Origin of the sequence: Rhodocyclus tenuis (genome assembly GCF_014197755.1) — a bacterium.
GTDB lineage: Bacteria > Pseudomonadota > Gammaproteobacteria > Burkholderiales > Rhodocyclaceae > Rhodocyclus > Rhodocyclus tenuis.
In genome coordinates this window covers 49216-73054 of sequence record NZ_JACIGE010000013.1, presented here as the reverse complement: position 1 = coordinate 73054, position 23839 = coordinate 49216, and the positions used below count along the sequence as shown (strand labels likewise).

The 23839-nt window shown below is 66.0% G+C and carries 24 protein-coding genes; 4 read left to right on the top strand and 20 right to left on the bottom strand.

Translation table 11 applies throughout. From position 1 onward, the window contains the following. The first annotated feature begins 115 nt into the window (after window positions 1–115). A complete protein-coding gene (locus GGD90_RS15520; RefSeq protein WP_153117586.1) occupies window positions 116–1030 on the top strand; it encodes a TIGR01212 family radical SAM protein in 915 nt (304 codons plus the stop codon). Here GGD90_RS15520 and GGD90_RS15515 read toward each other — a convergent pair. The 8 genes from GGD90_RS15515 to nifH form a co-directional block, all read right to left on the bottom strand. Further along, entirely contained in the window at window positions 1027–2055 is a 1029-nt protein-coding gene (locus GGD90_RS15515) for a hypothetical protein (protein ID WP_153117587.1), read from the bottom strand. The genes GGD90_RS15520 and GGD90_RS15515 overlap by 4 nt on opposite strands. Window positions 2056–2082: 27 nt before the next feature. Next, entirely contained in the window at window positions 2083–2400 is a 318-nt protein-coding gene (locus GGD90_RS15510) for a DUF6129 family protein (protein ID WP_200384990.1), read from the bottom strand. Beyond that, window positions 2397–3146, bottom strand: a complete 750-nt coding sequence (locus tag GGD90_RS15505) for a dinitrogenase iron-molybdenum cofactor N-terminal domain-containing protein (protein ID WP_153117588.1) — start codon at window positions 3144–3146, stop codon at window positions 2397–2399. Before GGD90_RS15505 ends, GGD90_RS15510 begins: the two co-directional genes overlap by 4 nt. Before the next feature lie 11 nt (window positions 3147–3157). Next, window positions 3158–3352: a 4Fe-4S dicluster domain-containing protein gene (locus GGD90_RS15500; protein ID WP_153117589.1), complete on the bottom strand. Its 195-nt coding sequence runs from the start codon at window positions 3350–3352 to the stop codon at window positions 3158–3160. A gap of 23 nt (window positions 3353–3375) precedes the next feature. Then, on the bottom strand, window positions 3376–3600 hold the full coding sequence (nifT, locus tag GGD90_RS15495; protein WP_153117590.1) for a putative nitrogen fixation protein NifT: 225 nt from the start codon (window positions 3598–3600) through the stop codon (window positions 3376–3378). A 70-nt stretch (window positions 3601–3670) separates the two neighbouring features. Continuing rightward, entirely contained in the window at window positions 3671–5239 is a 1569-nt protein-coding gene (gene nifK, locus GGD90_RS15490; RefSeq protein WP_153117591.1) for a nitrogenase molybdenum-iron protein subunit beta, read from the bottom strand. Between the two features lie 126 nt (window positions 5240–5365). Further along, window positions 5366–6838 (bottom strand): nitrogenase molybdenum-iron protein alpha chain, encoded by a 1473-nt coding sequence (gene nifD / locus GGD90_RS15485; RefSeq protein ID WP_153117592.1) that lies wholly within the window; start codon window positions 6836–6838, stop codon window positions 5366–5368. A 75-nt stretch (window positions 6839–6913) separates the two neighbouring features. Then, window positions 6914–7810 (bottom strand): nitrogenase iron protein, encoded by an 897-nt coding sequence (gene nifH / locus GGD90_RS15480; protein WP_153117593.1) that lies wholly within the window; start codon window positions 7808–7810, stop codon window positions 6914–6916. 150 nt (window positions 7811–7960) lie between these two features. Here nifH and GGD90_RS15475 point away from each other — a divergent pair, with 150 nt between their 5' ends. From GGD90_RS15475 to GGD90_RS18345, 3 genes are all read left to right on the top strand, one after another. Beyond that, window positions 7961–8848 carry an NAD(+)--dinitrogen-reductase ADP-D-ribosyltransferase gene (locus GGD90_RS15475; protein ID WP_153117594.1) on the top strand — a complete coding sequence of 296 codons (888 nt, stop codon included), beginning with the start codon at window positions 7961–7963 and terminating at the stop codon, window positions 8846–8848. A 224-nt stretch (window positions 8849–9072) separates the two neighbouring features. Beyond that, the gene (locus GGD90_RS15470; RefSeq protein ID WP_153117595.1) at window positions 9073–9987 is read left to right on the top strand and encodes an SIR2 family protein; all 915 of its coding nucleotides are present in this window, start codon (window positions 9073–9075) and stop codon (window positions 9985–9987) included. 126 nt (window positions 9988–10113) lie between these two features. After that, window positions 10114–11172 carry a PocR ligand-binding domain-containing protein gene (locus tag GGD90_RS18345; protein WP_184415243.1) on the top strand — a complete coding sequence of 353 codons (1059 nt, stop codon included), beginning with the start codon at window positions 10114–10116 and terminating at the stop codon, window positions 11170–11172. Window positions 11173–11221: 49 nt separating this feature from the next. Here the strand turns inward: GGD90_RS18345 and GGD90_RS15460 are convergent, their stop codons facing one another. The 12 genes from GGD90_RS15460 to GGD90_RS15405 form a co-directional block, all read right to left on the bottom strand. After that, a complete protein-coding gene (locus GGD90_RS15460; protein ID WP_322741732.1) occupies window positions 11222–13423 on the bottom strand; it encodes a heavy metal translocating P-type ATPase in 2202 nt (733 codons plus the stop codon). Further along, entirely contained in the window at window positions 13423–13782 is a 360-nt protein-coding gene (locus GGD90_RS18120; RefSeq protein WP_228273784.1) for a hypothetical protein, read from the bottom strand. The genes GGD90_RS15460 and GGD90_RS18120 overlap by 1 nt, the downstream gene beginning before the upstream one ends. Next, window positions 13763–14107, bottom strand: coding sequence for a hypothetical protein (locus tag GGD90_RS15450; protein ID WP_153117596.1), 345 nt, complete (start codon window positions 14105–14107; stop codon window positions 13763–13765). The genes GGD90_RS18120 and GGD90_RS15450 overlap by 20 nt, the downstream gene beginning before the upstream one ends. Then, the gene (locus GGD90_RS15445; RefSeq protein ID WP_153117597.1) at window positions 14104–14454 is read right to left on the bottom strand and encodes a hypothetical protein; all 351 of its coding nucleotides are present in this window, start codon (window positions 14452–14454) and stop codon (window positions 14104–14106) included. The genes GGD90_RS15450 and GGD90_RS15445 overlap by 4 nt, the downstream gene beginning before the upstream one ends. 2 nt (window positions 14455–14456) lie before the next feature. Further along, a complete protein-coding gene (locus GGD90_RS15440; RefSeq protein ID WP_153117598.1) occupies window positions 14457–15176 on the bottom strand; it encodes a ferritin family protein in 720 nt (239 codons plus the stop codon). Continuing rightward, window positions 15169–15555 (bottom strand): cation transporter, encoded by a 387-nt coding sequence (locus GGD90_RS15435; protein ID WP_221227804.1) that lies wholly within the window; start codon window positions 15553–15555, stop codon window positions 15169–15171. Before GGD90_RS15435 ends, GGD90_RS15440 begins: the two co-directional genes overlap by 8 nt. A 44-nt stretch (window positions 15556–15599) precedes the next feature. Next, the gene (locus GGD90_RS15430; protein WP_153117599.1) at window positions 15600–16022 is read right to left on the bottom strand and encodes an HMA2 domain-containing protein; all 423 of its coding nucleotides are present in this window, start codon (window positions 16020–16022) and stop codon (window positions 15600–15602) included. A 109-nt stretch (window positions 16023–16131) separates the two neighbouring features. Further along, on the bottom strand, window positions 16132–17340 hold the full coding sequence (locus GGD90_RS15425; RefSeq protein WP_184415241.1) for a DUF2325 domain-containing protein: 1209 nt from the start codon (window positions 17338–17340) through the stop codon (window positions 16132–16134). A 168-nt stretch (window positions 17341–17508) separates the two neighbouring features. After that, window positions 17509–19635, bottom strand: a complete 2127-nt coding sequence (locus GGD90_RS15420; RefSeq protein WP_153117601.1) for a putative bifunctional diguanylate cyclase/phosphodiesterase — start codon at window positions 19633–19635, stop codon at window positions 17509–17511. Beyond that, on the bottom strand, window positions 19632–20822 hold the full coding sequence (locus tag GGD90_RS15415; RefSeq protein WP_184415239.1) for an FTR1 family iron permease: 1191 nt from the start codon (window positions 20820–20822) through the stop codon (window positions 19632–19634). The genes GGD90_RS15420 and GGD90_RS15415 overlap by 4 nt, the downstream gene beginning before the upstream one ends. Further along, window positions 20819–22939, bottom strand: coding sequence for a transglutaminase TgpA family protein (locus GGD90_RS15410; RefSeq protein WP_184415237.1), 2121 nt, complete (start codon window positions 22937–22939; stop codon window positions 20819–20821). The genes GGD90_RS15415 and GGD90_RS15410 overlap by 4 nt, the downstream gene beginning before the upstream one ends. Before the next feature lie 8 nt (window positions 22940–22947). Then, window positions 22948–23784 (bottom strand): DUF58 domain-containing protein, encoded by an 837-nt coding sequence (locus tag GGD90_RS15405; protein WP_184415235.1) that lies wholly within the window; start codon window positions 23782–23784, stop codon window positions 22948–22950. Window positions 23785–23839 lie beyond the last annotated feature (55 nt).

Sequence of the window (23839 nt, the reverse complement as noted above, 5' to 3'; positions counted from 1 at the left end):
CCTGAACACCGTGAGGCCTGCCACGGACCCGGGGCGACAGCAGTGCTGACGCTGTCCGGGTGTTACCATTCGCCGCCCGTTGTCTGCGTGGCGTTTCTTCCCCGGTTCATCTCCTGTGCAGCTCGAAACCTACCTCAATACGCTCGGCCGGCATCTGAAGGCGCGCTTCGGCACGCGCGTGCGCAAGCTTTCGCTGCACGCCGGCTTCACCTGTCCCAACCGCGACGGAACGCTCGGGCGTGGCGGCTGCACCTTCTGCAGCGTACTTTCGTTCAGCGAAGACAAGGCCGAGGCAACGGTCGGCGCGCAACTGATCGCGCGCAAGTCCGAGCTGAAGCGCGCGACGCGCTACCTTGCCTACTTTCAGGCCTATACCAACACCTACGCAGAGGTCGAGGAGTTGCGCCGGCTCTACGCCGAGGCGACGAGTCACGAGGACGTGGTCGGCCTGTGCGTCGGCACGCGCCCGGACTGCGTTCCCGACGGCGTGCTCGAAATCCTCGCCGGCTATCGCGCGCAGGGTTACGAGGTGTGGCTCGAACTCGGCCTGCAGAGCGCGCACGACGCGACGCTGGCCTTGATCAACCGCGGCCACGGTTTCGCCGCTTACGCCGACGCGGTGGCGCGGGCGCAGCGCTACGGTGTGCCGGTGTGCGCGCACCTGATCCTCGGCCTGCCCGGCGAAACGCCGGCGATGATGCGCGAAACGCACGCGCGCGTACTCGAACTCGGCGTCGAGGGGATCAAGCTGCACCCGCTGATGATTGTCAAGGGCTGCAGCATGGCGGCGCAGTACGCGCGCGGCGAGGTGGTGCCGCCAACGCTGGCCGATTATTCGGCGATGGCCGCCGAGCTGATCCGGCGCACGCCGCCGGAAGTCGTTTTCCACCGCATCAGCGCGACGGCGCGCGAACCGACGCTGATCGCGCCGGACTGGTGTTACACCAGTTTCCCGGCGGCCAACGCCATTGCCAACGAACTGGCCGCCAATGGCGTGCAGGGCAGCCTGTGCGGGAAGGCCGCCGGCTAGAAACCGTAGGGCCGGTGAATCCAGTCGCGCAGCACCTTGACGTCGCGTTCCGGCAGGTAGCTGAAGCCCGACTGCACATCGTCGATGACGGCAAAGGCCACCGCATGCGGCAGTGTCTTGCTCGTCAGCATGTGGAAGAACCACGCCATCGGATAGCCGGCCTGCCGGTCGAAGCGGTTCAGCGCCGCCTGCAAGGCCAGTCCCTGCGCGCCGAAGGCGCCCTGGAAGTGCGGCGGTTCGCCGTTGATCGCAACCAGCGGCGTCGCCTGCAGGATCGGCTGGCGGTAGCGGTCGAGGTGTTCGCGGATGGCCAGCGCCCAATGATTGGAAAACTGCGCGGCCTGCCCGGCGCTGCTCGCCTCCCAGGCAGCGATGAAGCGATGCACCGGCTGCGCATCGGGCTTCTGCGCGCGCATGCGGGCGAGGAAGGCGGCGATGTCGGTGACGCGACGCAGTGTGTAGAACGGTGCGCCGAGTGGTTTGGCACTGCTGCGGCGCAGTCCCGGCGGGTCGAGCAGTTCTTCGAGGCTGCCCGGAACTGTTTCGTCGGCAAACAGCGGGTGGCTGACCACCTCCTGCAGTTCCTCGATTTCGACCTGGATGAAGTCGGCAGCACCATTGCCCGTGGCGGCAACGAGATAGTGCGTCATGCCGTTGAAGCGGGTGGCGAACAGCGCGTCGTCGACATGGCGGTCGGCGAGCGTGTGCAGATCGCCGTCGCATTCGGCGAGCGCCGCTTCCGCCCAGTGTTCAAGGTCACGGCTGATCGAGGCATCGCTGCCATCGACGACACCGCCGAGGCGATACCAGCCACCGCGCGACAGCACTTCACGGTAGGAAAGTTCAGGGCTGCCGGGCAGCGGCGTGTGGCTGAGCTCGCGCGCCAGCGCGCCGACGCCACCGGCAACCGGCATGCGTTCGCAGACCTCGGCGACACGCGCGGTGAGCGAGGCCCACTGCGCAGTCGCGTTGCCGGGCGGGGTGGCGATGGTGTTGCCGGAAGCGGCGACGGACGGGGTGGTCATGGCGGTCGGCGTCTCGGGAGTTTGCGTTCAGTCCTCGTCACAGCGGGCAAGGACGATGCCGCAGGCGAGTTCGGGGTCATTGGTCAGCCGGAGGCAGTGTTCGCTGGCGTCGATAAGATAGAGGCGGAACAGCGGTGCCTCGCTGGCCGCCGCCTTGCCGACTTCGGCGACCGGCTTGCTGCGTGCCGGGATGTCGTCGTCGGCGCAGCTGGTGAAGCGCAGATCGGGAAACAGCGAGCGCATGCTGCCCGCGACGCTTTCGTCATCCAGCGTCGCCGGCAGTTCGAGCAGTGCGTGGACGATCGCTTCCAGCCGCGCGGCATCGATGCGGATGCTGTCGATCATGCCGGTTTGTCCGCCAGTTCGGCGTCCTCGTCGCGCACATCGTCTTCGCTCATGAAGCGCGCCGCCAGATCCGGCGTACAGCCCATCACCCGCGCCAGCCAGGGCGGCGGATGGTTCAGCGCCTGCTGCAGACGCTCGAGCATGAGGCGTGCGCTGCCGCCGTCGGGCGCCTTCACCGGATGCACGCCGGCACGAACCACCTTGGCCGTTGCCGGTCCGCCGATCGACTGAATGTAGAGCAGCTGGCAGTCGGTGATCAGCGCCGCGCGCGAGGCATTGCGGTCTTCGGCAGCGTCGGCTTCGAGCGTCGGCCGTGTCGCAACGAGACGGATTTCAGTGGTGTTTACCTGATAGATCAGGAAGCGTTCGCAGGAGCCGAAATGTCCGTCGACTTCCTCGCCGCGGTTCGAGGCGCAGGCCACGCGGATCGAACCCGGCAGATCACCTTCGTCATACGGATCGAGCGCCGGCAGCTCGCTGCCGCTGACGCCTTGTCCCCAGAGCAGGCGGACTGCGCGCTTCAGCTGTTCGTCGCTGGCGCCGATGACGCAGTTTTCGTCGGCATGGCTGCCGCCGAGAATTTCGCGCAGGTCGTCAACGCTGATCGCCGCCAGGCGTGATTCGCCCAGCGGCAGTCCCAGTCGGTCACCGATGGCTTTGGCCAGGGCGGCGCCACCGACGTCGGGCAGTTCGCGTGCAGCCAGCGCGACGCGCAGCGCTGCCTCACGGGTCATGGCTGCGGACATGATTTTGTCGCTCAGAGATAGACGATGGTGGTTTCGCCGCCGGGGCAGGCATCGACACACTTGGGCGAATCGTAGTCCTCGCACTCGGTGCAGGTGTCCTTGTTGACCTTGAAAATACCGCCTTTTTCGACGATCGACTTGGTCGGGCAGACGGTGGCACAGTCGCCACAGGATGTGCATTCAGCCTGGATGATCTTCATTGCCATGAGAGTTCTCCTTCGCAGTAGTTTTATTCGACCCCATCGACGCGCCGCGCGCGCACCGAGTAGGGCAGGCGGGCAGGTGCCGCCTGGGGTTCGATGTAGTAAACGCCACCGTTGCCGAGACGGATTTCGCCACCCCATTTTTCCGGGGTGTCGAATTCCATCGAGAGGATGCTGTCCTCGATATCCCGTTTGGGCAGGTAGAAGCCGTATTCGCCGTTGGCGGCACGACGAATCATGATATTGGCCATGAACTGCTTCCTTTCCGTTCGGCGGCCGACGACGCGAGCATGTTGATTCTCGCGCCGTCGGCCTTGAACATCAACGCACGAGGTCGTGGTTGTAGTCGGTGACGCCGAGCACGCGCGTCTTGTTGTCCAGCTCTTCGAGCACCGCATTGGTCAGCGTGGTCAGCACATACATCGCGCCTTCGTAGCCGAGCGTGGTCATGCGGTGCAGGTGGTGACGGTCGAAGATCGGGAAGCCAAGGCGGATCAGCGGCACTTCGAACTCGGGGCCCTTGTGCAGCGTGTCGCGCTGGATGAACTTGCCGTAGCTGTTGCCGATCAGGAAGTCCGGCTTGTCGGTGAAGCACAGGCTGCGCAGGTGCCAGAGGTCGGCGCCCGGATAAGCCTTGCCGCTGGCGCCGTAAGGCGACGTGGCGAGCAGCTTTTCGATGGCCTTTGCCCACTTCTTGCTGCCGTTGTTGCAGACGATGTGCGTCGGTTCGATACCGAATTCAAGCAGCATCTTGACGATGCCGAGCGTGAAGTCGGGGTCGCCGAATACCGCCATCTTCTTGCCGTGCAGCCAGGCGTGCGAGTCGGTCATCATGTCGACCAGACGGCCGCGTTCGAGCTCCAGCGAGGGCGCAATCGGCTTGCCGGTGACTTCGGCGACCTTCATCAGGAACTCGTCGGTCCACTCGACACCCATCGGGATGTTGGTCTTCGGCACTTCATGGTTCCAGGTGCCTTCGACGTACTTCCGGGTCTTGTCGAGGCTGAGCGGCTGCAGCAGAACCGTGGTGATGGCGTTCGGCGCGTCCTTGATCTCGTCCTGCGTGGTGCCGCCGGCGTACATGCGGAATTCACCGTCAGCCGGCGTGTCGAGCACTTCCTCGGGATCGCTGAGGTAGGTGTAATCGACGCCCATTTCCTTCAGGTAGCGCTTGATCACGCGGAAGTTGCCGAGGTAGGTCTCGAAGCCCGGAATGATGTTGAGCTTGCCGTTCTTGCCCGGCGCCTTGTCGGCCATGCTGTTCAGCGTGAAGTACTTGAGGATGCCTTCCTCCATGTTGTCCCAGCCGGTGATGTGCGAACCGACGAAGGACGGCGTGTGCGCGAACGGCACCGGGAAGTCGTCAGGAATGTGACCTTCCTTGCGCGCGTTGCCGATGAAGGCGTTCAAGTCGTCGCCGATGACTTCCGCGATACAGGTCGTGCTCATCGCGATCATTTCCGCGTCGTACAGCTTGGAGGCGTTGGCGAGGCCTTCATGAACGTTCTTCTGACCACCGAACACGGCGGCGTCTTCGGTCATCGAGTCGGCGATGATCGCGAACGGTTCCTTGAAGTGGCGGTTGAAGTAGGTGCGGAAGTAAGCCACGCAGCCTTGCGAGCCGTGGATGTACACCAGCGTCTTCTTGAAGCCGACGCCGCACAGTGCCGAACCGAGCGGCTGGCAGGCCTTGGCCGGGTTGACGGTGAGCGCTTCACGCTTGAAGTTGAGCTCCTGGTACTCCTTGGTCGTCGTCCACTCGAAGGTGGCGGCAACCTTGTCGGCCGGGTGCATTTCTTCGAACTGCGCGCGCTTGGCGTCGAGGCTGATCTTGTAGTCGTCGTCGCGGAAGAGCGGGAAGCAAGGTTTGATCTTGTCTACTGTCTGCATTTTCATCTCCTTTGCGCCGGCCGCCAATCTGCGGACGCGGGCTTCGGGTGGTTCGGGTTCCCGGCCAGTCCCGGCCGCCTGGTCGGCAGCCGGGGGCCGGCGAGCGTCAGCCTGGGATCGGTTGGATCAGGCGGCCTTCTCGAGTTCTTCTGCGACGGGCTTCTGCCACGGGGCCTGCAGCATCTTCCAGCAGGGATTGTTCACCGTCAGGTCCATGTCCTTGGCGAAGACGGCGAAGCCGTCGTAGCCGTGGTACGGGCCCGAGTAGTCCCACGAGTGCAGCTGGCGGAAGGGGAAGCCCATCTTGTGGAAGACGTACTTTTCCTTGATGCCGGAACCGATCAGATCGGGCTTGAGCGTCTTGGCAAACTCGTCAAGTTCGTGGCCGGTCGCGTCGTCGTAGATCAGCGTCGCGTCGCCCATTTCCTTGATCGTGCGGTCATAGTCATCGTTGTGCGCAAACTCGTAACCGGTGCCGACGACTTCCATGCCCAGATCTTCGTAGGCGCCGACGACGTGACGCGGACGCAGGCCACCGATGTAGAGCATGACCTTCTTGCCTTCGAGGCGCGGCCGGTACTTGGCGATGACGGCATCCATCGCCGGCGTGTACTTGGCGATAACGCGCTCGGCACCTTCCTTGATCGTGTCGTCGAAGTGCGCAGCGATGGCACGCAGCGATTCCTTGATCTTGGTCGGGCCGAAGAAGTTGAATTCCATCCACGGAATCCCGTACTTCTCTTCCATGTGACGCGAGATGTAGTTCATCGAACGGTAGCAGTGCAGCAGGTTGAGCTTGACGTTCGGGGTGTTCTCCATTTCCGCCAGCGTACCGTCACCGGACCACTGCGCGACAACGCGCAGGCCCATCTCTTCGAGCAGGATGCGCGAGGACCAGGCGTCGCCACCGATGTTGTAGTCGCCGAGAATGGCGACGTCGTACGGCGTCTTCTCGAAAGGCTGACCGTCGCGGTTGGAGAGGATCCAGTCGCGCACCGAGTCGTTGGCGATGTGGTGGCCGAGCGATTGCGAAACACCGCGGAAGCCTTCGCAGCGCACCGGAACGACCGGCTTGCCGAGTTCGACGGCGGACTTCTTGGCGACGGCTTCGATGTCGTCACCGATCAGGCCGACCGGACACTCGGACTGGATCGAGATTCCCTTGTTCAGCGGGAAGAGGACTTCGATTTCGCTGATCAGCTTCGACAGTTTCTTGTCGCCGCCGAAAACGATGTCCTTTTCCTGGAAATCGGAGGTGAAACACATGTCACCATAGACATCGACACCGGTGGTGCCGACGTAGTAGGCACGACGGCCGGCGCGCGAGTACTGGCCGCAGCCGATCGGGCCGTGCGAGATCGAGATGATGTCCTTGATCGGCCCCCAGACCACGCCCTTGGAGCCGGCGTAGGCGCAGCCGCGCATGGTCATCACGCCAGGCATCGACTTGCGGTTGGAGGTGATGCACTTCTTCGACGACTCGAGGCTCTTGTCGTTGACCATCAAGTGCTTGGAGCGATCCTTGCGCGCTTTTTCGGGGTAAACCTCAAGCACTTCCTGGATCAGGGATTCGGTTTCTTCGCGGGTTAGCGCAGCCATTTGCAGCTCCTTGTCGGGCGCCGGCGCCAATCTGCGCACAGCGCCCCGAACGGGTGGATGGGAAGAGATCGAAAATCAGGCGACTGCTTCGGCGGCCAGTTCGGCAGCCGTCTTGCCAACGATCGATTCATCCTCGACTTCCATGATGCCGAACTCCATCAGCAGCTCTTCGAGCTCGTCCATGGTGCAAGGCGTCGGAATCACGAACAGCTTGTTGTCGACGATCTTGCGCGCCAGGGCACGGTATTCGTCGGCTTGTCCGGCGGTCGGGTCGAACTCGATGACCGTCATGCGGCGGATTTCAGCGTGCTGAACAACGTTGTCGCGCGGCACGAAGTGGATCATCTGCGTGCCCAGCTTGGCAGCCAGCGCCATGATCAGTTCATCTTCGCGGTCGGTCTTGCGGCTGTTGCAGATCAGACCGGCCAGACGCACGCTGCCCGAATTGGCGTACTTGACGATGCCCTTGGCGATGTTGTTCGCCGCGTACATGGCCATCATTTCGCCGGAGCAGACGATGTAGATTTCCTGCGCCTTGTTTTCGCGAATCGGCATGGCGAAGCCGCCGCAGACGACGTCACCGAGAACGTCGTAGAAAACGAAGTCGAGGTCGTCCGAGTAGGCGCCTTCTTCTTCGAGGAAGTTGATGGCGGTGATGACGCCACGGCCGGCACAACCGACGCCGGGTTCCGGGCCGCCGGATTCAACGCACTTGATACCGCCGAAACCGACGGACAGCACGTCCTCGAGTTCGAGATCCTCGACGCTGCCAGCTTCGGCGGCGAGTTCCATGACCGAGTTCTGGGCCTTGGAGTGAAGAATCAGACGGGTCGAGTCGGCCTTCGGGTCACAACCGACGATCATTACCTTCTTGCCGGCTTCGGCAAGCGCGGCAACGAGGTTCTGGGTGGTGGTAGACTTGCCGATACCCCCCTTGCCGTAAATGGCGGCTTGGCGCAGCTTTTTTGCCATGATGCATCTCCTTTGACTAACGATGATCGGGAGCCGGCGGGAACTTCCCGGCTTCGGACTCTATTCCGCAAGGACCGTGCCATCTCCTCTGTGTGGTCGCAAGTGATTGAATCAAAACAACAAGAATGTTTTTCGGGGAGTTCGGGCGCGATGTCCGAAGTCGACAATCAGGGGGGCTCCTGTCGTGCTGACGACAATCGTTCGACGCCGCCGCTGCCCTCCGATGTCTGTTTGCCGCTCAATCGTTGCAACCTGCCGGCGAGCCTGATCGCCGGTCTTTCCTTCCAGCGGCATCCGAAGGCACTCGAGATCGACGGCGTCACCGTATTGCACCGCGATCTTTTCCGTCGCCTCGACCTGCTCGCCGACGCACCGGCGCGCGCCGAAGCCTTCCGCGACTACATGACGGTTCGCTTCTGTCTGGAACAGCTCGACGAAGCCGGATTGAGCGCGCGCGGCATCGGCGCCAGACGCGCGCGCGCCAACTGGCTGCGCCTGCTGCGCGGCTGGAGTTTCAACGCCGACGGTCTGGAAGGCGCGGCGCTGAAAGGCTGGGTCGAATCGCGTTTCGGCCTGCTGCCGCGCTTTCACGGACTGCCCTTGCGCGATCAGTCGTCGCCGCAATACCAGCGCTATCTCGAAATGCGCGCGCAGGCGCTCTATGGCGCCAACGCGCTCGAGTCGCAGCTCGATCTCGTCTACTCCTACTGTCAGTATGAATTCCGGCGGAGCGCCGCCGACGAGACGACGCATGCCGGTGCCGGTCGCATGCTGCTCTATCGCGGCGTCAACCGTCTTGCCGATTACGAAACGCTGCGCGTTTCCTCGGGCGGCCGTCAGGTCGTCCTGCTCAACAGTCTCTGTTCGTTTTCGCGTTCGCGCGAGCGCGCCGGCGAGTTCGGCGACCACATCCTGACTGCCGCCGTGCCGCTGTCGAAGATCTTCTGCCACTGTGATCTGGTGCCCGGTTCGTTGCGTGGCGAAGACGAGTTTGTCGTCATTGGCGGCGCCTGCGAAATCACGCTGTCGACCTTCTGAGCACCCTGGCTGAGGCCTCCGCTGCGCGGTCGATCAGCCGCCCGCTGGCCTAGGCTTGCGCTATGGCACTGCGGCAGCGCATGGCACAAAAGCTTTGTCGCGAACCTGACAATCGTACTTTCGCGTCACCGCTAGCTACCGTTTTTCGTGCCTTGTAGCCCGGCCCGCTTCTTGCGGAGATTGAAGACTCCGGATTTTCCGGCTTCACCTGTGCGAGGAAGCTCATGTCATCCGCTCTCAGCCCCGAACTGCGCCAGCTCTGGCTCGACGGCATCAGTGCCGGCAGCATCGTCCCCTGTGTCGGTCCCGGCGTGCTCGCCGATGTCGTGTCGACGCGCGACGGCAGGCGCATTCCGGCCACCTCCGACGAACTGATCATCGCGCTCAACGGCGGCAAGCCGATGTCGCCGAAACTGATGTTCGAGTTTTCGCGGGCGGCGATGAACATCGAGCTGAAGCGCGGGCGCAACGCCATCAAGCGCTTTCTCGACACCACCTACGCCAGCGACGAGTGGTCGCGCGCGGCGACGCACGACTGGCTGCGCGCGCTGCATCCGGCCTACGTCATCGACATCAACCGCGACATGCAGCTGCTCGACAGCTACGCCGGCATTCCGCATCAGGTCGTGCTCGGCTGTGCGCGGCTCGGCGGCTCGGCATTCCGCTACCTGCTCTATCGCAACGACGGTTCGGGCTACGTCCGCATCGAGCCCGAACTCGGCGATCCGGCGCTGCCGACGCTGTTCAAACCGCTCGGCGCGCCCTTGCCCGGTGGCGTCGTCAAACCGGACGGCACGCGTATCGCCGAGTCCTCGTACATCGCTTCCGACGCCGATCACGTCGATTTCATCACCGAGCTGATGGGCGGTTTTGCCGTTCCGGCATTTCTCAAGCGCCGGCGCGAGGGTTTGCGCTATCTGCTGATCGGTCTGCGCCTGCAGCGCGATACCGAGCGCATGGTGCTCGCCGAGCTCTTTCACGGTGCGGCCAGCGAACCCGCAGGCTGGGCGCTGCTGCCTGACGCCAGCGCCAATGAGCGACGTTTCTGCACGCGTCTGGGTCTGCAGATCATCGACGCCGACTTCAACGAACTGATCGGCGCGACGACCGGCGTAGCGGAAAACCGCCAGCTCGCCTGAGCGCGCCGGCGATCGCTCGGCGCGTGCCGTTCACCCGGCGCGAGTCGGCACAGATCCGTCATTGCTCAAAGCGGTGCGATGTGACATCTTGCTGCCACAGGGCCGCTTCGTGGCTGGGGGATTTCGGTGAAGTTTTCTGAACTCGTTGACGTCGGCGAATTGCAGAAACTCTGCGAGAGTTTCACCCGGCTGACCGGCGCCGTCACCGCGGTACTCGATCTTGACGGTACGGTGCTCGTCTCGACGGGCTGGCAGGACATATGCACCCGTTTTCACCGCGTCAATGCGCAGACGGCCGCACGCTGCCACGAGAGCGATACGGTGCTGGCCGGTCAGCTGAGCCACGGTGAGGCGTACAACGTATATCAGTGCAAGAACGGTCTGGTCGACGTTGCCGTGCCGATCAGCATCGGCGGCGAACATGTCGCCAACTTCTTTACCGGGCAGTTCTTTTTCGACACGCCCGACCGCCTGTTCTTCTCACGGCAGGCGCAGGCGTTCGGCTTTGACGAGTCAGCCTATCTCCGCGCACTCGACAAGGCGCCGGTTTTTTCGGCCGAGCACGTCAGGGCGATGATGGAGTTCTTCACCCGTCTGGCCCAGATCATGGGCGAGATGGGACTGGCCAGGGCCGAGTTGAAACTTGCCAACGACTCCCTGCAGGCGAGCGAGGCCAACTATCGTCAGCAGGCGACGACCGATTTCCTGACCGGATTGCCGAGCCGGCGCAGTTTCATCATGCGCCTGGAAGACGAGCTGGCACGGCTCAGCCGCACCTCGGGGCAATCCATTGCCCTGCTGATGCTCGACCTCGACCACTTCAAGCAGATCAACGACCGTTGCGGGCATGCCACCGGCGACGCGCTGTTGCGCCACTTCGCCGTGCAGGTCGCCGACGAATTGCGCCGCATCGACATGGCCGGGCGGATCGGCGGCGAGGAGTTCGCGATCGTCCTACCGGGCGCCGATCAGGCGGCCGCGCTGGCTTTTGCCCACCGCCTGTGCGAGCGGGTTGCCAACTCGACACTGCATTATCAGGGGGAAAGCCTGAGCCTCACCGTCAGCATCGGCGTCACCGATCTGAGAAAGACCGACACCGATCCCGACGTTGCGCTGGCGCGTGCCGACAAGGCGCTCTATCTGGCGAAGGAACGCGGCCGCAACCGCGTCGAGCTGGCGGAATAAGCGGAGTTGCCCTTACGGCCTGTCGATCACCGGCGTGTCTGCGCGCCGGCTACTCCGGCCGCAGCCGGACGCTGCGCAAGGCATTGAGCAGGATGGCGATGGTGCTGCCGTTGTGCAGCACGCTCGAGGCAATCGGTGACAGCTTGCCGAAAGCGGCGGCGGCGAGGATCGCCGTATTGGCGCCAACGGTCAGGCGGAAGTTGTTGTCGATGCGCTGCATGGTGGCGACGGCGAGTTCGCGTGCGTCGGCAACGCGTTCGAAATGGTCCTCGAGCAGCGCCACATCGGCGGTCAGCCTTGCCAGATCGGCGCCGCGCTGCATGGCGATGCCGACATGGGCGCCGGCCAGCGCCGGCGCGTCGTTGATGCCGTCGCCGACGAAGGCGACGCGCGCGCCCGCCGCGGTCATGCGCGCAACGATCTCGGCCTTGCCTTCGGGCAGCAGTTCGGCATGGAATTCATCGATGCCGAGTTGTTCGGCGAGTTCGGCGGCGCGAGCGCGATGGTCGCCGGTGAGCATGACGATGCGCCTGACGCCGAGCCGGCGCAGGCGGGCGAGCGTCGCGGCGCTGCTCTCGCGCAACTGGTCCTTGAGCGCGATGACGCCGAGCAGGCGGCCACCGAAGCCGATGTAGAGCAGCGTCTTGCCTTCGCGGAAGAGGCGGTCGAGCACCGCGCGCTGTGCGTCGACCGGAATGCCCTCGTCCTCCTCGACGAAATGGCGTGAGCCGACGACGATGCGCTGCCCGTCGATGACGCTGGCGACGCCGTGCGCGGCGATGAACTCGACTTCCTTGTGGTCGAAGTGGCGGCCCTGATGCTTGCGCGCTGCCTCGACCACAGCCAGCGCCAGCGGATGGAAATAATGTTCCTCGACCGATGCGGCGAGGTCGATCAGGTCGGTCGCCGAGTAGTTCGGATCGAAGGTGATCGAGTCGGTCACCGCCAAGAGGCCGGTGGTCAGCGTTCCGGTCTTGTCGAAGACGAAGGTGTCGGCCTCGGCCAGGCGTTCGACCACGTCGCCGCCCTTGAACAGGATTCCCTGTTTGCCCGAGCGGTACATGCCGGCCTTGAAGGCGACCGGCGTCGCCAGCTTGAGCGCGCACGAGTAATCGGCCTGCAGCACGGCGGCGGCACGCTGCCAGTCGCCCGAGAGCAGCCAGGTGGTGCCGGCCAGCCCGAGCACGGCCGGCACCAGCCGGTCGGCCAGCCGCGCCGCGCCGAGCTGTGCCTGGCTCTTCGCGGTCAGCGAGTCCTCGACGTAGTCGGCGATGCGCGCGGCGGCGGTGCGGTGGCCGACATGCTCGGCATAGACGCGCAGGCGGCCTTCCTCGACCACCGTACCGGAAAGCACGCTGTCGCCGCGCTGCTTGCGCACCGGTTCGCTCTCGCCGGTCATCGCCGCCTCGTTGATCAGCGCTTCGCCGCCGAGCACCGTGCCGTCGACCGGCACCGTCGCGCCGGCTGCGACGATCACCGTCGCGCCGACCGCAATTCCGGCACTGTCGATCTGCCGCTCGACGCCGTCTTCCTCGACCCAGACGAGGCCGGTATCCGGGCGCAGCAGCTGCTTGAGCAGGTCGTCGGAACGTCGCTCGATCGAGTGTTCGAGATACTCGCCGAGCGCCAGCATGAAGCTCGTTGCATTGGCTGCGGTGTAGTCGCGGCGCAGCGCCGAGATGGCGATCGCCAGCGCCTCAAGCACATGCGAGGTGATGCCGCGTTGCAGCAGGTCGTCGACCGCCTCGCCGAACACCGGCAGCGCCGCCGCCAGCGTCGCCGGCATGCGCAAGGGGAGCGGCAGCAGCGAACTGCCGAGCAACAGGCCGCCGCTGATCAGCAGCGCCCGCATTTCCTCGCCGGCCGGCGCCGGCGTGCTGCGCGCGCTCGGCGATGGCCGTACCGGCAGCTGCCGGATCGCCGAACAGAGCGTTTCGGCGTCGGTCTTTGCCGGGTCGAAGCGCACGATCAGCGAAGCGGCAGCGGGATTGATGCGCGCGTCGACGACTCCAGCCAGGTTTTCGATCGCCAGCTGTACCTGGCGCGGCTGGAACGCCGCCCCGGTGCGTGTCTTGAAGCGCAGGCGCAGCCGCCCCGGCAGGCGGTGCACGACGCGCATCGAGACGAAAGGCGAGCGCTCCGACGAGTCGGTAGACGAACTGTTCGACGAGTTGCTCGAAGAGGCGCCCGGTGTCGCGTCAGTCGCGGCAGCAGAAGGATTGGGCGCCGCAGCGCCCGGCAGCGAACTCACTATTCGGCGTGCTGCTCGGCTTCGACTTCGGCGCGCAGGTCGGCCATCTGTTCCTTGATTTCCTCGAAGCCGCCGGCAATGCCGGCGTACAGCTTCATGCCCATGCGCACCAGCTTGTTGCGCAGTTCTTCGTCGCTCAGCACGTAGGCCGCTGCCGCGCCGAGCGCCGCACCGAGCAGGAACTGTTCGCTGCCGCGCGATCCGGCCAGCCCCTTGAGACTGTGCAGCAGCCCCTTGTCCAGTCCCGCAATGCCTTCACCGTAGCCGGGGCCGTAGCCGTCGCCGTAAGCCTGCCCGTAACCCGGCGCGCCCCAGCCAGCCGCGGTCTTGTTGCGCTTCTTATGCTTCTTCTTGGCCATCTTGCTTCTCCCTGGAATTTTCGTCCTGCAACAGATATTCGATTGCCGCCACGGCGGCGACGCCGGTGGCCACGCTGGTCAGCGCGTGCAGCGGCGCACCGGCCTGCCAGGCGTGGGCGGCGCTGGTACCGGCGGCGAGCGCCGCGCCGCCCTGCAGCGCCATTCGCGCCGTACGCCGGTCGAGCCGCGGCTGCATGCCGCGCCCCTGCAGACTGAGCAACAAGCCCTGCGTCACCAGTCCGGTAATGAAAGCGGCGCCGACCGGCGCTGGTTGCCGCGCCGCCAGCGGCAGCGGGCAGGGGTAGGCGGCTCGGCGTCGTTTCATGCTGCGCCTCCTGCGTCCGCTGCCGGTTTGGCGGCTTTGGTGCGCTTCGCCGGGGCGGGCTTGCGTCGTGGTTTGACGGTGGCAACCTTTGCGGGAGCTTCCTCGGCGACGGCCGTCGGTGCCGCGACGGCTTCGCTTGCTGGCGCCGCTGGTGCATCGTCCGCGGTTTCCAGGCGCTCGCGTACCGCGGCGGTGGAATGTTCGAGCTTGTTCAGGCCGCTCACCGTCGCTGCGCGCAGGCGGGTTTTAGCGGCGTTGAGGCCGTCGCGGGTCTTGTCGCTGCGCAGCAGCTTGACGCTGACGGCACCGGCCAGCAGGCCGGCGGCAAAAGGTAGCAGGGGCAACATGGTCAGTCCTCCTCTTCCGGGTGAGTGTTCGCGTGGTCGTGCGTTGCATTGCGCCGCTGGCGCAGATAGTAGGCGGCGGCGCCGCCGGCCAGCAGGCCGGCGAGCAGGCCGGGTTTAGCGGCACGCAGCAGCGGCCCGGCGATGCCGGCAGCGCCATGCTGGCCGCTCAGTAAGGAAATGCCCTGTTCGAGCAGATTGGTCAGCGGGCCGTGCCGCGTGTAGGCCTGATCTGCCGGCACGCCCTGCGCGGCGTGGTAGCGCTCGCGTGCCAGCGCCGTTGCCAGCGCGCCTTGCAGGGCGGGCAGGTGATCGTCGATTGCTTCTGCCTGCAGCGCGGCGAAGCTGCGCCGGACGTCGCGAGCGCGGACCTGTGCCCGCAATTCCTGATAGAGCTGGATGCTGGCCAGTTCGCCGGCAATCGCCCGCTCGAGATTGGCGCGCCAGCCGGGCGCCAGTGTCGTTTCACCGGGAAAAGGGTCGAACGGCCGCGGCACGCCGTAGCGTTCGCACAGCGCCGTCAGCGTGGCGACAGTGCGTTCCTCGGCGGCGGCGAGCTTGACGAAAGGCGCTTGCGCGCCGAAGGCAGCGATCACGCGCGCGCCGAAGGCGCGTGCCGCGCAGGCGTCGTAGAGCGCGATGCGCAAGGCCTGATGCAGTGCGGGAAAGGGCGCCTGCGGCAGCACGCGCCGGCCGCGCAGGATCGCCTCGTCGTATTCAGGCACGGCGAACCTCCGCATAACGGTCCTGCAGGATGCCGGTCAGTGACTGCGCCGCCGGCGTGTCGCGGCCGGCGAGCAGGTCGGCCCAGGCGGTATCGGGAATCTGCGTGCGGTCGTATTCGACGACGCAGGAACGCGCCAGCTTGTTCAGCTTGATATCGCGAACGCCGCGGATGCCGGCCAGCGCGTCGGACAGCGCGTCGCTGCCGAGCCTGCGTATCGCCGGATCGTCGAGCGCGGCGAGTTCGATGCGGAAGCGGATGCGTCCGGGCAACTGGTGCGCGATATGCAGATAGGGGGCAAAGCAGGCGACGACCGCAGGCAGGTCGAGCGTGTCGTCGGCAACGGCCTGGATGACGGAATCGAAACGGCTTTTACTCATGACGGATCGGGCAGCAGCGGATGAATCTGAAGGTCTGGCATGCATCAGCGCAAAAGGTGGTGTCTGAAGGTGTACATATGCACGCCCATGCAGCCGACGAAGATCGTGCCGGCGGCGGTGTGCAGGCGCTTGTTGCCGCTGGCGGCGAAAGCCAGCGTCGCCGCCATGCTGCCGAGCATGCCGATCTTGGCGTAGCGGTTGAGTTTCCTGCGCAGCGGGTGCTTGCCGACCGTCAGGGCGAATTCGGCGTCGACGGCGGCGTCGATCGCGGCTTCCAGCGCAGCCATATCAACTGCCGTCGGGTCGAAGCGCAGCAGCAGGCTGCCGGCGCGCCGGTTTCCTGTGCATTCGGTGATCCCCTGCAGGCTACCGAGAGTGGCTTCCAGCCGTGCCAGCCGTTCGCTCTGGCGCAGGCCCTTGTCGCGGATGCGGATACGGCCGGGTGTTGCAGAAACGATGCGGGACATGCGAGTGTCTTTCGTTGGTCGAGGTGACGATGATACCTGCGGAGAGCACGGAAATGGTATGCGTGCTTTACCCGGCGTTGTGCCGCGACAGTTTTGCCGGTGGCGGTGGTCATTCCTCGGCGACAAGCGTTTCCTGCGCACTGGCGTCGATCAGGCGGGAAAGCCCTGAAATACCGGTCGTCTTGATGTAGAGGCAGCGTTTGCCGGTGCGCTTGCACTGCTCCTTCACCCGCCAGTACGCGCTGTGGCTGATGCAGCCGGCCTGACAGATGACCAGATCGGCGGCGGCGACTGCAGCGTCGATGCGATGCAGGCTTTCTTCGCGGCCGCCGTCGTGATGCAGGAAGCGCCCACCGCGGACCTCGATCAGTTGCCGGCAGTTGTCGATGGCGGCGGTGCGACCGCCGACGCAGAGCACGCATTTGCCGCCGAGATCTGCCGGGCCGGCGCGCAGCGTCGCGTCAAGCGCGCTCTCGTCGCTCTCGTCGCTTTCCGGCACGGCTCGCTCGCGCAGTGCCAGCGCCTGCCGGAGCTGGTGCTCAAGTTCGGCTACTTGTCTTTCCAGCTCGGCGTTGCGTGCGCCGGCGCTCGCCAGTCTGCTTTCGCTCTCGTGCACGCGCCGGGCGAGCGCTTGCCGGTCGCGCAGTTCGGGAATCTCCTGGCGCAGCGAGTCGATTTCGTTGCGCAGGCTTTCGATCGACGCTTCCTTGCCGGCCAGCTCGGCGCGCTGCTCGGCGATCTGGCGCGACATCGTCTGCGTTGCGCTGACCTTTTCGCTGCGCAGCAGCTCGCTCTCGCCGCGCGCCGTCTCGACTTGTTCGCGCAAGCGCTGGTTCTCGGCGCGCAAGGCAGTCAGCGTGCCGAGGTCGGCGCGGGTGCTGCCGCCGACCTGATGCTGGATCATGTGAATCTCGCCATAGATGTCTAGGCTGAGTTCGCGGTCGCAGGCCGGATGCGTCCAGCACGCCCAGAGCGCGCCGGGAAGCTCGCTGCCGCTGAGCACGGCGGTGCGCCACAGCTCGCGCAGCGCAGCGCTGCTCTTGGCGCCGGCAAAGCGGCCGATGCTCAGCTGCAGACGTTTTTCGAGGTCCTTCTGCAGCACCTCGGCCAGCTGGCTGCGTTCGCCACAGGCGGCGACCGCACTCGTGTGCAGCTTGAAATCACTGAGTTCGCGCGGACAGTGGAAGTGCCTGGACAGCAGCTTGCGCAGATGGTCGACGTCAAAACAGACGCCGATCAGCGGACAGTGGAATTGCTGCTCAAGCTCCCACAGCTTGCGCCGGCGCGAACTCCGGTTGGCGATGGCCGGCGGCGGCAAGCGCGCGCCGGCCTGGGGGCCGAGAGCGGTCCACGATTCGATTTTCGCGGGGCTTGCTGTCAGGGGAAATGCTGTGGGAAAGGGTGGGGAACACATGCGCAGTCTCCTCGGTCGGCGAATCCTGACCTTGTGCGATGCGAATGATTATCAATTGTATGGGGGCGCTGGTCAAGCTCCCGATGCTTCGGGGATAGTCGCTGTGCGCGACAGGTGGGCGTTGGCCGCATTTTCATGCGCGCTTGTTTCAGGCAGCGCGATCCAGCGCTCGGCATCGTTTGCGCACAGCGCGTGGTCGAACAACCAGCCCTGCAGGACATGGCAGCCGTTGGCAGCGAGCAGCTTCGCCTGTGCTTCGGTTTCGACGCCTTCGGCGACGACCTCAAGTCCCAGCTGTCTGGCGATGACGATGATCGAGCGCGCGATCGCCAGCTCTTCCAGGGCGTCGGTGATGTGCTCAACGAATGAACGATCAATTTTCAGCCGGTTGATCGGCAGACGCGAAAGGCTCAACAGCGCCGAATAGCCGGTGCCGAAATCGTCCATGGCCAGCCTGACGCCGATCTCGCGCAGCCGCAGCAGGGTTTTCGGCACCGCCGTGTGGCTGTCCACGTAGAGGCTCTCGGTCAGTTCGAGAATCAGCGCGCTGGCCGGCAGGCCGCTGTCGGCCAGCGCGTGTTCGACACGTGCGGCGAAATCGCCGGCATGCAGCTGCCGTATCGACACATTGACCGACACCGAGAGCGTCTGCGCGTGCGCGAAACGCAGACGCCATGACTGCATCTGCCGGCAGGCGGTGCGCAGCACCCAGTCGCCGAGCTCGACGATGAGGCCGCTTTCCTCGGCGACCGGGATGAACTCGTCGGGCGCCATGTCGCGATCATCGTCGCGCCAGCGGAGCAGGGCTTCGAAGCCGATCAACTGCGTTGTGCCGGCGCGTGAAACGACCGGTTGGTAGTGCAGCGCGAATGCGCCGGCATGCATCGCCTGGCGCATCTTCATTTCCAGCGACAGGCGCTGGTCGGCTTTGGCGCCGAGGCTCTCATCGTAGTAGTGATAGCGGCCGCGACCTTCCTGTTTGGCGGCGTACATGGCGCTGTCGGCCTGCTTGATCAGACTGTCCGGATCGGACGGCGATCCGCTGAAGGTGGCAATGCCGATCGAGCAACCCGTCTGCAGGCGAAGTCCATTCGCTGCGACGGGTTCAGCCAGGCTGGCGATGATCTTGCGGGCGATCGCCGCGGCGTCGTTCGGGTCGACGAGTTCGCCGACGACGACGACGAATTCGTCGCCGCCAACGCGAGCGACAAAGTCGGAATCACGTACGCAGGCGAGCAGGCGCCGCGCCGCTTCCTTCAGCACCAGATCGCCGGCGGCATGGCCGAGCGAGTCGTTGATCGTCTTGAAGCGGTCGAGATCGAGATAGAAAACGACCAGCAACTGCTGGTTGCGCCGGCTCTCGGCGAGCATGTGGGCGAGACCGACGCGAAGTCCGGCGCGGTTGATCAAACCGGTGAGCGGATCGTGATAGGCCATGAACTGGATCTGCTGCAGCGCCTTGTTGAGCCAGATGCCGACGCTCATCCAGACGGTGGCGGCGAGAAGTGCCCACAGGAAGAGCCCGGCCAGCGCGATCTCGGCCAGCGAGAACGGCAGAAACAGGCGCTGCTGGAAGACCAGCACGGGGCTGTCCGGCAACTCGTCCCAGCGCATCGGCGCCTGGACGACAAGTTCATCGTGGCGCGCGATGCGCCCGCTCAACAGCGTATCGAGCGCGGCGGCCTCGCCAGCGCCGGCTTCTCCGAGTGACGATCCCAGCACACGCCCGCGCCAGGCCAGGAAAATGCGCAGATCGGAACGGCCGCTGGCGATCAGCCAGGCGGTGTCGAGCGGATAGCGGTAGCTTGCCGCATGGCCGTCGGCGAGGCGGAAGCCGACGACGCGTGCGATGCTGCCGTCGCCCGCATCGTAGTGCCAGGACAGGCTCGTCCTTGTACCGTCTGCCGTCGCCAGCGGGCCGATCCGGGCACGTGCCTGACGCTGCCAGTCGAGGTCGGTCGCATTGATCGTTTGCCCCGCGTGATGTGCCAGCGCAGCGAGCTGCTGCCGCGTCAGCCGTTCGATTTCGAACAGGTAGAAGGCCGTACACGCCAGCAGAGAAAAGACGCCGGCGGCGACAATTGCAAACAGCATGCGCTTCCCCGCCTGAACGTCGAGAACGACGGGAGCGGCGGCGATCAGACCATCGGCCGGGTCGCCCGCCGCTGCTGTCGTCTGGCTCGCGCTCGCGGCGTTCATGCGCGCGCGCGTCGCCACTGGCTACCGCTCCAGAGCAGCAGCGGCAGCAGCAGCATGCTGCCCTGCGCGCCGATTCCCTGCGCGGTTGGCGCGATTCCCAGCGAGCTGACCTGCGGCGCCCACGCCAGCGGGCTGCTCCCCAGTAATCCGGCGGCCTGCAGTTCAACAATCCCCTGTCCGACAAAAACGACGGCGAGTCCGTACAGCAGAACGGCCGTGCCACCGAAGAACGCGGCGAAGGGCAGGCGCAGGCTCACCAGGCGCAGGACGAAGAAGGCGCCGACGAGAACGGCGGCGGCCACGGCGATCCCCGCAGCGACCGCACTTTCCTGCCCGGCGCTGCCGGCCAGCAGCGCGCCGTAGAAGAGCACCGTCTCGGCGCCTTCGCGATAGACCGCAAGGCACGCAGCCCCCGCCAGCGCGAGCAGCGAGCCTTGCGTCAGGGCGCTGTCGACCTTTCCGGCAACCCAGGCCTGCCAGCGCTGCGCCTCGCGTTTGGAGAACATCCAGAAACTCAGGTAGAAGAGCACCGCCGCCGCCAGCAGCATGGTCACGCCTTCCAGTACCGAACGCGACGCGCCCGCGGCCTGCAGGGCGCCGGTCAGTGCCCAGCCGGTCAGCAGCGACAGCGGGATGGCGACGCCGGCGCCGGCGTAGATCACCCAGACCCGATCGGCACCGCCGGCACGGCGCAGATACGCCGCCAGTGCGCCGACAACGAGCATCGCCTCGACGCCCTCACGCACCAGGATCAGCAGCGACTTGAGAAAAACCGCGAGGAAGCCGGTGGACTGCGGTTCGTCGTAAAGTGTGCCGGCCTCGGCCAGCTTGCTGCGCAGTTCGTTCCACGAGGCGGCGAGTTCTGTTGCCGGAACGCCGCGCATCGACTGGCTGTTGACCGAGCCGAAGAGCACCTCGATTTCCGTTTTCAGGCGTGGCGATTTCATGCCGAGGTCGAGTTCCATGCCGGCGCCTTCAAACACGTCGAAGTAGAGGCTGGAGAACTCGCTCGCTGTCGGCAGCGGTTTCGTCGGCGAGTAGGCCGCGACCGCCGCATCGCCACGACGGCTGATTTCGGCGACGACGGCGGCGCCGTCGGTCGCCGCGCCGGCGGCTCCGGCAAAGGCCAGTTGGCCGAGCAAGACAAGAAGACAGGCAAGGCTGCGCAGGTGGGACATGGTTTTCATTCCGAAAGGATGCGGTTGATCAGCAAACGCGAGGCCTGGCTCACGGCCGGTGCAGCAGCAGCGGGCGAGCGGCCGTAGCGCCATTCGGCATAGCTGTCGCCGAGTTGCCGCATCGCTTCGGCCCACTGCGGGCGTTCCTCGCTCACCCGCCGCGCGAACTCGCTCGGGCATTCGCCGGTTCTGCCCGTCAGCCCCTTCCGGGCAAGCAGACGGCAGGCCTTGTGCCAGGCGCGCTGTGCTGGCGGCAGGCGGCGGCTCTCGCGCCAGCGGCCGAACAGCAACTTGCCGGCAAAGAGCAGCGCACTGCCGGCGGCGGCGAGAACCAGCAGCCAGATCCAGGCAAAGCCGCCGCCCTGTCCGCCGAGCAGCTTCTGCTGCCGCTCGGCGTCGAGGCGGAAGACCCAGCGCCCCAGCCAGTCGGAAACGTCGGGCAGCGTCCAGCCCTCACCCGGCTTGGGCCGTTCGGCGACGACCGCGGCAAAGCTGCCACCTGCCGGCGCCGACGCGCCGCCAGACGATTGCGTCGGCTTCTCCTGTGCTTTCGGCGCCTCCTTCTTTTCCTGACGCGGCTGTGCTGGCGTCCCGGCGTATTTGTCGGGGGCGATCAGGTCAGCCGGATCGACGCGTCGCCAGCCTTTGGCGTCGTCCCATATCTCGACCCAGGCGTGCGCGTGATTGCGTTTGACGACGACGTAGTCGGTCAGCGCCATCAGCTTGCCGCCGCGGTAGCCGGTAACGAGACGCGCCGGCACACCGGCGGCGCGCATCAGGATGACGAAGGACGCAGCGAAGAATTCGGCGTTGCCCTCGCGCGTCTCGAACCAGAAGGTGTCGAGCGCGTTCTCGCCCTCGGGCGGCGTGAACCGGTCGCGTAGCCGGTAGCCGCCGCGGGCCAGTTGCGCCAGCCCCGCGCGCATGATCGCGTCGGCATCGCCCTGCTGCGCGAGTTCGCTGCCCAGTGCGCGCAGCTGCGGGTTGCCGGTCGCCGGCAGCGCCAGCGCGCGCTGGCGCAGCTCCGCTGTGAGTGAACTGCCGGCGCTCCATTCCAGCCACGACGACAGCTCGTAGCTCATTTCCTCGCGCACCGGCAGGTGCGAGAGCAACTGCCAGTCCGGGCCGATGAAGGATTCGCTGGTCAGCTGCGCAGGCAACTCGAGCGCGTACAGCCAGAGCCCGTTGTGCGCGCTGAGGCGGACCTTGTAGCGGATTTCCTGCGCCGAAGAGCGGAGCTCCTGCCTGAAGTCGGCGGCGCTGCGCCAGCCCTTCTGCATCAGCCGGCGTCCGCTGCCGCTCGCGTACTCGGCGTCAAGCTGCCACTCGCTGCCATCGAAATCGTAGAAAACCGGGCCGCGCCAGTAGAGCATGTTGGTCGGCGGCACCCAGTTCCTGAACTCGGCGACCAGCACCGGTTCGCCATCGCTGGCTCCCGTTTGCGTCTGGCCGGGCTTGAGCCGGCTCGAGGCGCCAAGCCCTTGCTGCGATTGTTCGATGCCCGCCGGCAGCGGCAGCCCGAAACTGAGGCCGATGTCCCACAGCGGTCCGGGGATGCGCGGAAAGAACAGGAAGAGCAGCGCCGCCAGCGGCAGCGCCGGCAGCAGTTGGCGGAAAGCGTCGCGCAAGGCGACGCCAAGCGCCTTGCCGGCCGGCCGGGTTGGCGCGCCGGCGCAGGTCAGCGTACCGAAGCTGGCGAGCAGGAGAGCGACCCCCGTGCACACGAACAGCACGCCAGCGCCGTCGCCCCATTGCAGCATGCCGATGGCGACGGCGACGAGTGCCGCCGCCGAGACCAGTGCGTATTCCTGCACGCGCCGGCTTTCGGCCCACTTCAGCGCGAGCACCAGCAACAGGGAAAGGCGTAACGTCGTGCTTTCGAGCCAGCCGAAGGCCAGTCCGGCAGCGCCGACGCACAGCGCCAGAGAGAGCAGGCGCAAGGCATTGCTCCAGGGGCTTGCCGGCAGCAGACGGCTGGCCAGTGCCAGGCCGAGCGGCAGCCAGCCGGCCAGCGGCAGTGCCGGCGCCTGCGCGGCGAGTGCCAGCAGCAGCAGCGCCAGCGACCAGAGGCGGGCCGCGCCATCCGGCGTGTTCAGCGAAAGGGTGGGGGAGGCGAAGGCTTTCATGCTGTTTCTCATGCCATTTCGACTCCGCCAATGCCTTCGAACAGCGCCAGCCGGGCCAGCGTCGCTTCACGTTGCGCGCGGCCACGGGCGGGTGGCAGTGCGCCGCCGGGCAGACGCAGGCCGTACTCGCGGCCTTCGCGCTCGGCCTCGATCACCCAGCGTGTCAGTTGGCCGAGACGCCGTTCGCCGTGACCGGCGCAGCTTTCCCAGTCGAGCCACAGCGCCTCGCCGCCGCGACCGCCGTCGAAACGATTGACCAGCAGTTGCTCGCTGCGTCCGAAAGCGCGCCAGTTGATGCGCCGTGGTGAGTCGCCTGGGGCATAGGCGCGAACCCCCTGGAAGTCGTCCGCTGCCGTCTGCCGGTGCGCCGGCAGCGGACTGGCGACAGGCAGCCGCGCCTCGCCGGCCGGCCCCGGATAAACGAGTGCCTGCAGCGTCGGCAGCCGGCGTCGGCATTGCCAGAGGCCGAGCGGATAACGCGACTGCAGCAGCAGGCGCTCTGTCGTGAGCAGGCCGCGGCGCTGCGTCGGCAGTGCCAGCGCGAGGGGCGCGTCGCTGTCGCTGGCGACACCGCTGCGCTCGCCCGACTCCGCATCCGTCGCGAGCTCGAGCGCGAAGCGCTGGCGGCCACTGTTCTCGCGCAGTCGGCCCTCGATGCGAACTGCCTCGCCGGCGAAAACCGGCATCGGCACTCCCGGCTGCCAGACAAGACCGGAGACGTTGCGCCAGCAGAGCCAGGCCGATTGCAGCCAGATGGCGAGCAGCATGAAGGCCAGCGCAAAGACCAGATTGTTGCCGTAGTTGATACCGGTGGCGATCAGCGCCAGCGCTGTGGCCAGCCACATGGCGCCCGCCCCGGTCGGCGCCAGCCGGCAAGCCGGACGAAGGGCGTGCGCTCGC